Below are 13,756 nucleotides of genomic sequence, written 5' to 3'. Positions count from 1 at the left end.
TATCTATATATTTACCGTACCAAATTTTAGAAACCATGTTAAAACAAAACCTAAGCTTAAAAGCTTTTATGCTTTTATTTATTTTCGCATGCTCACTTACTGCATGTAGTGATTCTTCCGACGAAGGAGGAGAAAAAGAAGATCCTATTGTATCAACCGATGTAAGCCTTTATACTTATTTAAAAGAAGACCCCAAATACAGTTTATTGGTGGAGGCTATCATTCAAGTTGGTTATCAAGATGCGCTAAATGTAGATGGCGGTGGATCTACTACTTTTTTTGCACCAACAGATGAAGCTTTTAAAGCATATTTGAAGGAAGAAGGTATGAATAGTGTGAAAAACATCCCTACGAATAGGCTGACTGAAATTGTTAAAAACCATATGTTGAATGGTAAAGAAAAATTCGCTGAAGAAATCTCAGCAGGTTACCATAAAACTCAGGCAAAACAATTCCCTTCTCAAGCAAGTATCAATCTTTTTGTGTCAAAAGAAAATGATGCGTTTGTAATTAATGATGGTATTTTGGTTACTAAAGCAGACATTGATGTTAACAATGGCGTGATTCATGAAGTGAACAAGGTGATAAAGCCAGCCACGTTGGCTACGTTCTTAAAAGTAGATCCTGTTTTTGCGCAATTGTATGATGCTTCCAAGCAGATTAACAATGAGGTGTATGAGAAATTATCAAATGAAACGGCAAAACTTACCGTTTTCATTCCAAATGGAAAGGCGTTTAGTGAGATGCCGTCTTTGACTTTTGAAAAAATAGACCAAACTTTACGCTACCATATTGTAGATGGAGAAGTAATAACTTCAACAAAGATTAAAAACAATGCAATGGTAAAAACATGGCAAGGAGAAAACCTAACTACTATGACAGGTAATGATATTACAATAACTGATAAGACTGGAGCATCTGCGAAAGTAGTTGCAAAAGACTTCGTAGCTTGGAATGGCGTGGCTCACGTGGTAGACAAAGTGCTTTTGTACGAATAGAAAATGAAAAGATATTTTATGGGAAAGCTGTTTGAGAAATCAAGCAGCTTTTTTTTGCTACCTGCTGAAGGTATAAATAAAAAAACCGCCCCATTTTATGAAATGAGACGGTGTGTATTTCAAGTGTCAATTACGATTTCCTAAATTCCTGTATAATTTGCAGGAGTAATAGCCTTTAGTTCTGTTTTAACTTCATCAGAAACTTCGAGGGTTTCAATAAAGGCGGCAATAGATTGCTTGTTTATCTTTTCGTTGGTACGCGTAAGTCCTTTCAAGGCTTCATAAGGATTTGCGTAGCCTTCCCTTCTCAAAATGGTTTGGATGGCCTCGGCAACTACGGCCCAGTTGTTTTCTAAATCTTCTTCAAATTTAGCACTGTTCAGCAGTAATTTATTCAATCCTTTTAAAGTTGACTGGAAAGCAATTAAGGTATGCCCAAAAGGAACACCAACATTTCTAAGCACTGTACTGTCCGTAAGGTCTCTTTGCAATCTTGAAATAGGTAACTTTGCTGATAAATGCTCAAAAATGGCATTAGCAATTCCTAAATTCCCTTCAGAATTTTCAAAATCAATTGGATTTACTTTATGAGGCATAGCTGATGAACCTACTTCCCCTTTTTTAATTTTTTGTTTGAAGTAATCCATAGAAATGTACGTCCACATATCCCTATTGAAATCAATAATAATAGTATTGATTCGTTTTAAAGCATCAAATAACGAAGCCATGTGGTCGTAATGCTCAATTTGTGTAGTAGGGAAAGAGTGGCGCAACTGCAAGCATCCTTCCACAAACTCAGTTCCAAATTTTTTCCAATCTACGGTTGGATATGCTACTTTGTGCGCATTGTAATTTCCGGTAGCACCACCAAATTTAGCTGCAATTGGGATATTTTTCAATCCGCTGAATTGTTCGTTCAAGCGAGCAATAAAAACTTCAATCTCTTTCCCTAAACGAGTTGGAGAAGCCGGTTGCCCGTGTGTTCTCGCCAACATGGAAACATCCTTCCAGTCCTGCGCCAAACTTCTAAGTTTAGTAACAATATCTTCGTAAAGAGGTAGGTATGTTTTTTCCAAAGCCTCTTTAATAGAAAGCGGAATGGCCGTATTGTTTATATCTTGCGATGTTAGTCCGAAATGGATAAATTCTTTATATTTTTCAATGCCCAGTGCATCAAACTTTTCTTTAATAAAGTACTCAACCGCTTTTACATCGTGGTTGGTTGTTTTTTCAATTTCCTTGATAGCGGCTGCATCGATAGCCGTAAAATTCCCGTAAATTGCTTTTAGGTCTTCAAAGAGCGAAGTATCAAAATCTTTTAGCTGCGGAAGCGGAACTTTACAAAGGGCGATAAAATATTCAATTTCTATACGTACTCTGTATTTTATAAGTGCCTCTTCAGAAAAAAAATCAGCTAAACTTTCAGTTTTACTTCGGTACCTACCATCAATAGGGGAAACAGCGTTTAAGGTTGTCAGTTGCATGTCTATATATTAGTCCCTCCACGAGGGGATTTGCAGGCTTTTACACCTGAAAATTAGTTAAATAATCACTTTATTTTTTTGGTTACGACCAAAGATGCAAATTTAACCTTATCTCTTAAAAGGGTCAACTATTTTTGGGAAAAGTTTCTGGGGGAAAGTGGTTAGTTGTGTAGTTGATAAGTCGATAAGCTGAAAAGTTCTAGAGGTTTCAAGTTAAAAGTGGCAAAGGTTCAGAGGCTCAGAGTTTCAAAGTTTTTAGATGTTAAAGGAAACTTTTAATCTGGAAAATTTCAAAATTCTTAACCCTACTAATTTAGAAGTAAAATTTAACGACCGTGATATTCCATTTTTGGTAACTGTTCATCATCTTTTAAAAACCTATCGAACCAGTTAATAACTTGGTCATTTACTTCGGTTTTATGCTCATTGATTCCATGATCTCCTCCTTCAAAAATTATTAATCTATATGGGATTCGATATTTTTCAAATTCTAAGGCAAGTTTAAGGGTTTGTTCTGGTTTTACACGCCAATCTGCATTTCCATGGAGCATTAAAATAGGTACATCTTTAGGGAATTTGTCAACCCACTTTATAGCAGATCTTTTAGTTAGCTCTAATTGCTTATTGCTTTTATACTCTGGAATTAATTCAGACCATACTTTCGTCTCCATTTCCGGTCTATTTTTTATACTCTCGAAACAATCGGAAACTGCACCGCCTACAACAGCGGCCTTGATTTTATTCGTTTTGGTCAAAGCCAAATATGTCATCATTCCTCCTCTGCTCCATCCATACATTCCAATTTTGGTAGTATCTGCTTTTTTAACCTCCTTCAATACATCCGTCAGAATAATTACATCGTTGACATCTTTACCGCCAAATTCTTCTTTGCCTTCACTTCCCCCATTTCCTCTATATTGGCTAGCTATTACCACATATCCCTCTTTCGCAATCCGACCAAGTGTAATGGCGCCATGTGCAGCGGTTAAAGCTCCAAACTCTCTATTGCCACCCCGGTTGTAAATGATACAAGGATATTTTCCAGTCTTTTTTGGTGCGGCGATTAGCCCACGAATTTTTAGTCCATCGCTTAAGTAAGTAATCCCATAGATATCAATGCTATCCAAGTATTTATATTCGTCTTTCCATGCATTCAAACTTTTATTGCTCTTAGTGAGCCTTGGATAAATTGGGTATATGGACCAATCTGAGATTAGTTGTTTACGCAGTAATAAATTGTTGGTTTGTGATTCACAGCTGGAACAGAATACAAAGATGAGAATAATGCTAAGATATTTCATTCAGGAAAATTTATACATTAAATATAAGGGATAAAACTATAAGCCAAAACTTATCGCTATCGATAAATCATTCCCGCGGCGAGGGGAGGGTCATCGGGTCGTGGGGAAGGTATAAGTACCCGAGGGAAACGCTGATTTGGCCGAGGGAAATGCTTTTTGGTGTGAGGGGAGGGTCATCATGATGAGGGAAACGTTACCGGGCCTGTGGGAAAGGTGATTTTATAGCAGGGGAGTCATATCGACCAACGAGAGATATCACATCCAGTTATTTAAGAAAGTAACGTGATTTCTCTTCCTTCCTAAAGTCGACATCGAAATGACTTGGAAATCCAGCCTCTAGCCTCTAGCCTCCAGCATACTTGTTAAATTCTTAAATTTTTCAATCTTTCAATATAACCCCGTTAACATTTCAGCAGTATCTTGAAAACCAATGCAAGTTTTTTCTTATATTTGAGTAAGAAGTAGCAAATATCCCCCAGACTATGCATTTTAAAGTTAGAATTGACATTAACAGTCAGTTTATAACCCTCACAAAGTGATTAAAAACAGCATAGATGAATTCATATTTTAAAGCATTCGTTTCCCCCAGTAAATTATTCTTTACGTTTTTCGTTTTAATAATGCCTTCACTTTCTTTTGCTTCAGCAGAAGATGGTATTGCAGAGGTGGTTAGTTGGTTTGCACTCATTGTAGCGCCTATTATTTGTATTGGAGTATTTCTATTTATCCATGTACTTCCCGAAAAAATAGCCGAGAAAAGAAATCACCCACAGGCGGAAGCTATCAAGGTTTTATGCTTACTTTCATTATTTTTTGGCGGACTTCTATGGCCGTTGGCTTGGCTTTGGGCCTATTCCAAACCAGTTTTTTATAAAATGGCCTATGGTACCGATAAAGGGGAATACCATGAGACGACTATAAAAGAATTTAAGGAAAAAAAGCGCAAAAAGAAAAAAAAGAATACCCCGCCGCCTACTGAAAAATAAGATAGTTGATGGTTGTTCGTCAACTAAGTTCATCATTTAATTGTAAATTATGGAAATACTGCTACTCGCTATTTATGGCTGTATTGTATGGCTCGTTTTTTTTAAGTACAAATTGCTTCCTTGGAATACGTTTACCCAAGCAGTGGCCATTATTATTCCGGTTGTATCGATTGCTATTTTAATATTGTTTCTGAATATTGTAGCTCCATCTTCACACGACGTAAGGGTTATTAATTACAATGTAGAAGTAGTTCCTGCTGTGTCAGGATTGGTGACGGAAGTAAATGTAGAGCCCAATCAACATGTAAAAAAGGGAGAAGTACTTTACAAAATAGATCCGGTTCCTTTTGAGTGGAAGGTAAAAGATTTGCAGGCGCGTATCCCAATGTTGGAGGCCAAATTAATTAGTGCGAAGGCCTATGATGCTGAATTGGAAAACCAAATTGAAGCAGCGTCTAGTAACGTAAGTATGATTGATGCTCAATTGGAGCTGGCAATGAAAAGACTAGAACAGACCCAAGAATTGGCATTGTCTGGCGCAGGTTCCAAGTTTGATTATGAAGAGGCCCAGGCCAATGTAAAACATTTGCAAGCTCAAAAGGCAGCGGCACAAGCACAAAAATCGCAGTATATTCAACGTATCTCTGCAGTGGTCTCCGATGGGGAACTCTCAGAAATTGCACAAGCCCGAGCCGATTTGGAGCAAGCGAAAGCGCAATTGGAAGAGGCTAAATGGAAACTCGAACAAACTGTTTATCGTGCTCCTGCCGATGGACGGGTAGTAAATTTACAATTGCGACCCGGAGCGATGGCCGTTCAATTTCCCATTAAACCTGTTATGACATTTATTGAAGACGAACAATGGGTTACAGCGCTCTTTCATCAAAATGAAATACGTTACGTAGAACCTGGTCAGGAGGCAGAAATTGCCTTAAAAACCTATCCTAACCGAATCATAAAATGTGAGGTAGACCATATCGTTTGGGCCAACGCGCAAGGACAATTAAAAGTAAGTGGGACGTTACCCGATACACAAGACACTCACCTTGAAGAAGGACGGTTTGCTGTTCGGCTAAAAATAGCCGAAGAGGACAGAGACTTATTTTTAGCGCCCGGTGCCGTTGGTCAAGGCGCTATTTATACCGACCATGGCGCTATTATTCATTTAGTTAGAAAAGTGATTATTCGCGTGGGTACTAAAATGGATTGGCTTGTTTTAAAACTTCATTAAAACATGGGAAATCTTTTTCAAAAATTTTACAGACTTTACTTTACGGTTGCTTTTTTATTATTGCTGAATAGTTGTGCGGTGAAAAAACCTCCTGTGGAAGAGGATTTATATGAAGCGGCATTTGCCAATTTTATATTGCCGTCTACTTGGCAGAATAGTGTTGATACCACTGCAATAAATGAAAATTGGTTAAGCACTTTTGATGATGAATTGTTAGATACTTTGGTTTCTGAAGCATTAATCTATAATCCCGATTTACGAATGAGCAGCGCTCGTGTGGAGGAATCACAAGGCTATGTGCAGGCGGCACAAGCGGCTTTGCGTCCGGCGTTATCAATTCTTGGGCGCGAAACCAATAAATTAGGAGGTAATTTAGGTGGCGGACTTAATGGTGCGCTATTTGCAGCTTCGTGGGAACTGGATATTTGGGGTGAATTGCGTAACGCTCGAAATGCCGAAGAATCTAATTTGGCTGCTTCGGAAGCAGAATTATCATTTGCCCGATTGTCGTTGGCGGCCCAAGTCGCACGGTCGTACTATTTGGCGTCAGAAACGTATTTACAAATTGAATTGGCGAAACAAATGATAGCCATTTCTGAAAAAATGAGGGAACTCTCTAAAAAAAGATTTGATGTCGGAATCGGTACCGAAATTGATTTTATGGTTTCGGAAGCTAATTTAAATCGTTTGAAAGATGCGTTGAAACAATTGGAATTGGGCTATAACAATCAGTTAAGAGCACTTGAATTATTATTGGGTAGGTATCCTTCCGCAGAAATTGAAGTAAAAAATGCTTTGGCTGAAATCACTACCAAGATTCCGACGGGAATACCTGTGCAAGTACTGGAACGTAGACCCGATGTCTTAGCTGCTCAATACCGATTTAATGCAGCTTTTTATAGAGTGGGGGAGGCCGAAGCAGCCAAGCTTCCCAATCTAAACCTAACAGGCGGTTTTGGTTTTATCGATAGCGAATTGATGAATTTAAGGTCGGAATTTTCGAATCCTATTCGAAGCATTGGCGGGGAGTTAATGGCTCCTATTTACCAAGGCGGGAAATTACGCGCCAATGTTGTGGTACGAAATGCACAGCAAAAACAAGCTGTAGAAATGTATAGCCGCACGGTACTTAATGCCTTAGCAGATGTTGAAAATGCGTTGGAAGAAGTGGAAACGGTAGACAACAGAGAGCAATTTTTGGCAGTGGCGGTAAGTAGCAATGAACGCGCTTTCGAACTTGAGCAACAACGCTATCGGGTGGGTATTGCAGATATGCGTGATCTCATAACCCAACAAATGGATTTATTCCGGAGTGAAATCGATTTATTAAGGCTTCGCGGAGAAAAAATAGTTCAGCGAATTAATCTTTTTGTGGCATTAGGTGGCTCGATGTAGTGGTCTTTTGCTAGTAATATGTAAAATTTCTTTCGTTTGCCTGAGAAAACTTGTTAAGTTTACTTCAGTACTGCGTCTAATCGTCAAATTTCAATAATTAGACATAACCGATTTAACTAATAAACTAAAAACAGATGAAATATTATTTTGGCTTTATCTTGCTTGCGTTTACCGTAATTGCATGTTCTTCAGAAAAAAAAGAGGAAAAGAAAGAACTTAATTTAGACCAGTATCCAAAAGAACTGGTAGAGGTTTTTAAAGCGCACGGAGGTTTAGAAACTTGGAAAGAGCAAAAATTACTGAAGTTCACCAAAGGGGAAGAAATTCATACTATTGATTTAAATAACCGAAAATCGTTGGTAGTTTCTCCAAAATATACGTTAGGCTATAACGGAAAAAGCACTTGGTTGGAGGAGAAAGATACAGCCGCTTTTAAAGGAAATCCTGATTTTTACCACAACCTATTCTTTTATTTTTATGCAATGCCGTTTGTCTTAGCAGACGATGGAATTGTTTACAGCGACGCCGATTCTTTAACGGTGGAAGGGGAGTCTTACCCTGGAATTAAAGTTTCGTTTAAGGATGGGGTTGGAGCTTCTTCTAAAGACAATTACTATTTGTATTACAATCCGAAGAGTCATGAAATGGAATGGCTGGGTTACACGGTTACATTTTTTGATAATAAAGCCAAAGATGAAGCTTCAATTATTAAATATGATGAATGGCAAGAAGTTAGCGGATTGAAACTTCCGAAGTCTTTAATATGGTATGAAAGGGATTCTTTAGGCAATGTTGTTCCGCCGCAAACTGTAAATCCGGTTACTTTTGAAGATGTTTCAGTAAGTATTGAGGAGGTTGATTCTACTTTTTTTGAGAAATCGGAATAGCTAAATTAAAACAATACTAAAAAAGGCGGATTTTAAAGGTTAAATGGTGAAACCTTTAAAATCCGCCTTTTCATTTTATTACAACGGTAAATTATTCAGCATAAAAAACCATGCTACTGTCTATTGCTTTATAAGTCTCTTGTTTAGCTCTTCTGAATTTAACTTCTACTTCATTCCAGTCGGAAGCCCATCCTTTCACCACATTGTTGAGGTAAAGAATTTCAATAGGATGCAACCCTTTTTTCAGGGCGATAGTTCCTTCAATAGGAAATCTTTTTAAAGTACTTTTAGGATTAATAATTAAGGAATCGGCGATTTTAACTTGTTCCTGTTTGCTTGCGAAATAGTAAACCCCGTCTTCTGGAATTTCAATATATCCCTTCAAGATTGAGGCCCCAAATTTGGTAGTGTCTATTTCTTTTCCCCAGTCGTAAGCTGTGTTTGTGGCTTCAATATTTTTAATTATTGAAATCTCTCCGTTTGGTGTTGGCACTTCATCGGCATCCATAAAATGCCCTTTAACCGTTTGTATTTGTAATCCGGATTGAACATTTTTCGGCTTTTGTGCCTCTTTATAAGTAACTTTTTTAAGTTGAAGTTTTCTAACCTTGCTCACTTTTCCGTGTGGTAGAAAAGATGCAATGTTTATTTCCGTGTTTTCCGAAAATGTAAGTGGCTGTTTGTAGGTTTCACTATTTTCAGTAGGCTGACTTCCATCTAAAGTGTATTTCATTGTCACCGGATGCGTAGTTTCAAATTCTACTGTCACGCTATCAATAAAAGCAATATTATCGGCAGTAGGTCCTTCTGGAAGTGGAATGTGATAGTTGATTTCGTAATGATCCAAAATTGGGTAAAGTAGCGCTAGTCTCTTTAAAAAATCTTCGTAATTTTTTGTTTTCTCTCCACTCCAAGTTAATTCTGCAATTGCTAAAATTCTTGGGTACATATAATATTCAATGTCTTTTCCTTCGTAGGCATATTCTGTCCAAATATTGCCTTGCATACCAAGAATGTGTTTTCTTTTATCATCGGCGATATCGGCAGGAATCGGATTGTAGTTATATACTTTTTCTAAAGGAACATCACCGCCGTGCGCCATAGGTTCTACCCGATAATCCCCTTGACTAAAATTGAGGTAAGCGTAACTTGCGGGAGCCATAATAACATCGTGGCCAGCATTGGCAGCTTTTATACCGCCTTCTTCCCCTTGCCAAGACATGATGTTGGTTGTTGGCGTGATGCCACCTTCTAAAATCTCATCCCAGCCAATCATTATTTTATCGTGCTTTTGGATTATTTTTTCTACCCTAGCCATGAAATAGCTTTGTAGTTCCTCTTCGTCCTTTAAGCTATTTTCTTTCATTGTTTTTTGGCATGAGGAGCAATTCTCCCAACTTCTTTTTGGAACCTCGTCGCCACCGGCATGATAGTATTTGTATGGAAAGAGCGGAACAATTTCAGCATAAACATCATCTAAAAATTGAAAAACCTTTTCATTTCCTGCGCAAAAAATATTGTAATCCACTCCCCATAATTCCCTGGGTTGATATTTTATATTTGGATTACAAGATAATTCTGGATACGCAGCAAGAGCGGCGACAGCGTGTCCAGGTGTTTCTATTTCTGGAATTACATCTATGAAACGTTCTTTTGCGTAGGCTACTACTTCTTTTACTTCTTCTTGCGTATAATATTCTTTTTTTGAGGATTCTTCATTTTTTTGAATGCCCTGCACGGTAAGTTTTGGATACTTCTTAATTTCAATACGCCAACCTTGGTCATCGGTAAGGTGCCAATGGAATTTGTTTATTTTAAAAAGTGCCAGTACATCCAATTGCTTTTTTATTTCTTCAACAGAAAAAAAGTGGCGAGAAACGTCTAGATGCCATCCTCTCCAAGAAAATTCGGGTTCATCAGTAACTGTACCGGTAGGAAGTTGTATTGCATCAAGATGATAACTTTCCAAAGAAATAGGTAATAATTGAAGCAACGATTGCATTCCGTAGAAAAGACCTTGATTGGTTTTTGCTTTTACCAAGATGTTTTCTTTTGAAATGGAAAGCCTGTAACCTTCATTGTTTACCTCAAGCGCATCATCTAAAACAAGTTGAATGGTGTTTTCCGTTTGACTTTCTCCAGCTAACGAAATTGATAAACCCGTATGACTGGCTATTTTATCAATAAAAAATTCGGCAATTGCTTTTGTTTCTTCAGTATTAAAAATAATGGAAGTTTCCTTTGACAGTTTAAAACTATTGTCTTCTACCGTTATTTTTTGGGGTTTGGGAGTTATGTTCTCTAAACTGATAGGATCGCTGTTATGTTTCTTTTGTTTAGAACAACTAGCGGTAATGAAAAAACAAATAAGAATATAAATAAACTTACTCATGTACGGGTATTTTAGGGTTGCTCGTTTCATATTAGTTCTTGGCTTGAAAGTTTTGTGAAGCAATGTATTTTATTAAGTTATCGATGGGCTTTTTAATGAAAGTGCTTGCTCGGTAACCTTTGGCAGTTAATTGCTTCGTGATAATATCTTGACCATAAAAAGCGATGGATCCTACAAAATGCACGGGATGCTTTTGTAGTTCCTCATGGTAATGGACTAAATAGGCATCAATAAAAGTCTCTATGGTGTTTTCGAGAATGGTTTTTACAAATGGCTCATTTCTGTGCTCAAAGGCAAAACGCGCAAAAGAAGCCAAATATTTATTCGGATTTTGCAAATGATAAACGTGTTGCAACACTTCATTTAAATCGGTATTGAAAGTTGCTTCAAATTTGGTTTCAAGGTTTTTGGGCATTTTCTTTTGAAAATAGGCTCGTAAAAGCTCTTTTCCGATGTAGTTTCCACTACCTTCGTCTGATAAAACATATCCCAACGATGGAATTCTCTGATGAACGTTTACACCATCAAAAAAACAGCAATTAGACCCGGTTCCTAGAATGCAGATAATCCCAGGTTTTGCAGTGGTAGCATGAATGGCGGCAACCACATCTTCTTTTATGCTGATATGGAGTGTGTTTTCAAATAAATCTTCCAACAAAATGCGCATTTTTTTATCAGCACTTCTTGTTCCGCATCCAGCACCATAAAAATGAATCTGCGTAATCAACGATTTATAGTTCATCAAATCGTTGCAGTTAGCAAGAATATTCTTAATCGTATTATCGGCTAATGTGGTTGGATTGATGCCTTCTGTTTTTGTTGAAAGAATTTGCGTTCCATTTGTATCAGAAATTACCCAATCGCATTTGGTAGAACCGCTATCGGCAACTAAAATCATTGTATATTTTTGTTTAGGGTGTTTTGAAAATCTAGTTTAGGAAGCACTTACTGAATAGGAAATGATAAAACAACCCCCTCAACAACGAAGGGGTTGCCTGTCAAACTAACCAAACATTGCTAACTTAAAACTTGAACTATATTTTAAAAATGATATCTCTTAAAAGCTTCGATCGCTTCGTATTCTGCCAACCCAAGATTATCATATAAAAGGGCGGTATTTCTGTTCCTTTCTTGTGCACGAACCCAAAATTCCCTCGCATCTTCACCTTGGAACATAACACGATCCTTTTGTGATTGGTGGAAAAGAATAGCATTTATCTTTTTGTTCATCTCATCCGGACTCAAAGGCACAGCCATATCGATATCGGCTATATCCCATTCGTGCCAAGCACCGCGATACAACCAAACCCAACAGTCATTCATAAACGGCTGCTGTTTAATTTGCTCTATACTTTCAAAAATGGCATCTAAACAAAGTTTATGAGTACCATGCGGATCTGCTAAATCCCCTGCGGCATAGATTTGATGTGGTTCAATGCTTGAAATGAGGTCGGAAATGATTTGGATATCCTCTTGCCCGATAGGATTTTTCTTCACCTTACCCGTTTCGTAAAAAGGAAGATCCAAGAAATGAACTTTCGAATCGTCCAGTCCCACATATCGGGTAGCGCCATACGATTCCATTCGGCGGATTAAACCTTTCAGTTTTCTCGTTTCCAAACTATCTTCGTACGCTGTTGTTTTGGAATTTAAAAATGAAATTACCTTTTTGAAATTGGTCTCGCCAGCATTGCAATCCATCAATTGTCCTACTTCAGCAAACTTCAACGCCTCTTCATCAGTAACGGCAATATTCCCAGAAGTTTGATACGCCACATGAACTTCATGTCCTTGATCGATAAGTCTGGAAAAAGTACCGCCCATGGAAATTACATCGTCATCGGGATGCGGACTAAAAATTAGTACTCTTTTCTTGGCTGGGGTTGACCTTTCGGGTCTGTTTTTATCATCAGCATTGGGTTTTCCGCCAGGCCAGCCCGTAATTGTACGCTGTACTTTATTGAAAATTTTAATATTTAAATTATACGCAGAACCTTCAATAGTGAGCAAACCAGACATACCATGTTCATTATAATCTTTGTCTGTAAGCTTTAAGATTGGTTTTTTAAGGGTTTCGCTCAACCAAGTAACCGCTTTCACTTTCAGCTCGTCTGTCCAAATACACTGACTTACAATCCAAGGTGTCTTAATCCTGGTGAGTTCCGAAGCCGCTTCATCATCTAAAATCATCGAAACATTATCGTGATTTTGAAGAAAAGTTGCTGGAATATTGGATGTTATTTGTCCTTCGATAGTTTCTTTTACAATAGAAGCCTTTTTATGTCCCCATGCGAGCATAATAATACGGTTTGCCTTCATGATGGTGCTTACGCCCATGGTGATGGCTTTTTTAGGCACGTATTCAATTCCATTAAAATCGGATGCTGCATCCCTACGCGTTACATGATCTAGAGTGATGATTCTAGTGCCCGAATTTTTGTGAGAGCCTGGTTCGTTAAAACCAATATGTCCCGTTCTTCCAATTCCCAATAATTGGAAATCGAGTCCGCCCAGTTGTTTGATTTTTAAATCGTAGTCAATACAATACTGATCCAATTCTTCCGCAGGAATTTCTCCAGAAGGAATATGAACGTTTTCGGGATTGATATCTACATGATCAAACAAGTGTTGGTGCATGAAGTAGTAGTAACTCTGTCGGTTTTCTGGTTCCATGGGGTAATACTCATCTAAATTGAAGGTAATTACGTTATAGAAACTCAGTTCCCCATTTTTATGAAGGTTTACTAGCTCTTCATATACTTTTATAGGAGAAGAACCCGTTGCAAGTCCAAGCACGCAAGGTTTCCCTTCCTGCTGCTTTTCTTTTATAATTTCGGCAATTTCATGCGCCACCAAAACAGAAGCATAATTTGAATCGTTAAAAATCTCGTTATGGATTTTTTCAAACTTGGTATCTTCAAATTTACCAACCTGCTTATATTTAATTTCTTGTATCATTTTTTATTCAATAGCCGTTAATGTTATTTCAGCTTTTAATTTATCCATAAAAGCTCTGTTCTCTAGGACAAGAGAAATAAGATCGCTTACAGGATAGTTTTGTTTGCTCAATTTTTTTAAAGAC

At 37.7% G+C, this 13,756-nt stretch carries 10 protein-coding genes; 5 read left to right on the top strand and 5 right to left on the bottom strand.

Translation table 11 applies throughout. From position 1 onward, the window contains the following. The first annotated feature begins 35 nt into the window (after positions 1 to 35). Complete coding sequence (locus tag NDQ75_RS00190) at positions 36 to 998, top strand: fasciclin domain-containing protein (RefSeq protein WP_251762006.1); 963 nt, start codon at positions 36 to 38, stop codon at positions 996 to 998. A gap of 140 nt (positions 999 to 1,138) precedes the next feature. Here the strand turns inward: NDQ75_RS00190 and purB are convergent, their stop codons facing one another. Beyond that, positions 1,139 to 2,482: an adenylosuccinate lyase gene (gene purB / locus NDQ75_RS00185; RefSeq protein WP_202028752.1), complete on the bottom strand. Its 1,344-nt coding sequence runs from the start codon at positions 2,480 to 2,482 to the stop codon at positions 1,139 to 1,141. 326 nt (positions 2,483 to 2,808) lie between these two features. After that, positions 2,809 to 3,783, bottom strand: a complete 975-nt coding sequence (locus NDQ75_RS00180) for an alpha/beta hydrolase family protein (protein WP_202028751.1) — start codon at positions 3,781 to 3,783, stop codon at positions 2,809 to 2,811. Positions 3,784 to 4,337: 554 nt separating this feature from the next. Between NDQ75_RS00180 and NDQ75_RS00175 the strand changes: the two genes are divergently transcribed. The 4 genes from NDQ75_RS00175 to NDQ75_RS00160 all read left to right on the top strand — a co-directional run bounded on the left by NDQ75_RS00175 (position 4,338) and on the right by NDQ75_RS00160 (position 8,282). After that, on the top strand, positions 4,338 to 4,769 hold the full coding sequence (locus NDQ75_RS00175) for a DUF3302 domain-containing protein (protein WP_202028750.1): 432 nt from the start codon (positions 4,338 to 4,340) through the stop codon (positions 4,767 to 4,769). Between the two features lie 49 nt (positions 4,770 to 4,818). Beyond that, positions 4,819 to 6,000, top strand: coding sequence for an HlyD family secretion protein (locus NDQ75_RS00170; protein ID WP_202028749.1), 1,182 nt, complete (start codon positions 4,819 to 4,821; stop codon positions 5,998 to 6,000). A gap of 3 nt (positions 6,001 to 6,003) precedes the next feature. Next, positions 6,004 to 7,395 (top strand): efflux transporter outer membrane subunit, encoded by a 1,392-nt coding sequence (locus NDQ75_RS00165; protein ID WP_202028748.1) that lies wholly within the window; start codon positions 6,004 to 6,006, stop codon positions 7,393 to 7,395. 134 nt (positions 7,396 to 7,529) lie between these two features. Further along, a complete protein-coding gene (locus NDQ75_RS00160; protein ID WP_202028747.1) occupies positions 7,530 to 8,282 on the top strand; it encodes a DUF6503 family protein in 753 nt (250 codons plus the stop codon). A gap of 91 nt (positions 8,283 to 8,373) precedes the next feature. On the opposite strand, the gene NDQ75_RS00155 is transcribed toward NDQ75_RS00160, so the two are convergent. The 3 genes from NDQ75_RS00155 to nagB form a co-directional block, all read right to left on the bottom strand. Further along, a complete protein-coding gene (locus NDQ75_RS00155; RefSeq protein WP_202028746.1) occupies positions 8,374 to 10,674 on the bottom strand; it encodes a family 20 glycosylhydrolase in 2,301 nt (766 codons plus the stop codon). A 31-nt stretch (positions 10,675 to 10,705) separates the two neighbouring features. Beyond that, positions 10,706 to 11,572 (bottom strand): BadF/BadG/BcrA/BcrD ATPase family protein, encoded by an 867-nt coding sequence (locus NDQ75_RS00150; protein WP_202028745.1) that lies wholly within the window; start codon positions 11,570 to 11,572, stop codon positions 10,706 to 10,708. 143 nt (positions 11,573 to 11,715) lie between these two features. Further along, a complete protein-coding gene (gene nagB, locus NDQ75_RS00145; RefSeq protein ID WP_202028744.1) occupies positions 11,716 to 13,632 on the bottom strand; it encodes a glucosamine-6-phosphate deaminase in 1,917 nt (638 codons plus the stop codon). Between the last annotated feature and the right edge of the window lie 124 nt (positions 13,633 to 13,756).

The sequence above is a fragment of the Galbibacter mesophilus genome, assembly GCF_023721415.1.
GTDB lineage: Bacteria > Bacteroidota > Bacteroidia > Flavobacteriales > Flavobacteriaceae > Galbibacter > Galbibacter mesophilus.
Note: the sequence above shows the minus strand (reverse complement) of the source record. Positions and strands in the feature narration are given on the sequence as shown.

What these genes read in the sequence shown, in the direction of transcription:
- NDQ75_RS00190 (WP_251762006.1), top strand. Translation starts at nt 36, where the DNA reads ATGTTAAAACAAAACCTAAGCTTAAAAGCTTTTATGCTTTTATTTATT.
- purB (WP_202028752.1), bottom strand. Translation starts at nt 2,482, where the DNA reads ATGCAACTGACAACCTTAAACGCTGTTTCCCCTATTGATGGTAGGTAC.
- NDQ75_RS00180 (WP_202028751.1), bottom strand. Translation starts at nt 3,783, where the DNA reads ATGAAATATCTTAGCATTATTCTCATCTTTGTATTCTGTTCCAGCTGT.
- NDQ75_RS00175 (WP_202028750.1), top strand. Translation starts at nt 4,338, where the DNA reads ATGAATTCATATTTTAAAGCATTCGTTTCCCCCAGTAAATTATTCTTT.
- NDQ75_RS00170 (WP_202028749.1), top strand. Translation starts at nt 4,819, where the DNA reads ATGGAAATACTGCTACTCGCTATTTATGGCTGTATTGTATGGCTCGTT.
- NDQ75_RS00165 (WP_202028748.1), top strand. Translation starts at nt 6,004, where the DNA reads ATGGGAAATCTTTTTCAAAAATTTTACAGACTTTACTTTACGGTTGCT.
- NDQ75_RS00160 (WP_202028747.1), top strand. Translation starts at nt 7,530, where the DNA reads ATGAAATATTATTTTGGCTTTATCTTGCTTGCGTTTACCGTAATTGCA.
- NDQ75_RS00155 (WP_202028746.1), bottom strand. Translation starts at nt 10,674, where the DNA reads ATGAGTAAGTTTATTTATATTCTTATTTGTTTTTTCATTACCGCTAGT.
- NDQ75_RS00150 (WP_202028745.1), bottom strand. Translation starts at nt 11,572, where the DNA reads ATGATTTTAGTTGCCGATAGCGGTTCTACCAAATGCGATTGGGTAATT.
- nagB (WP_202028744.1), bottom strand. Translation starts at nt 13,632, where the DNA reads ATGATACAAGAAATTAAATATAAGCAGGTTGGTAAATTTGAAGATACC.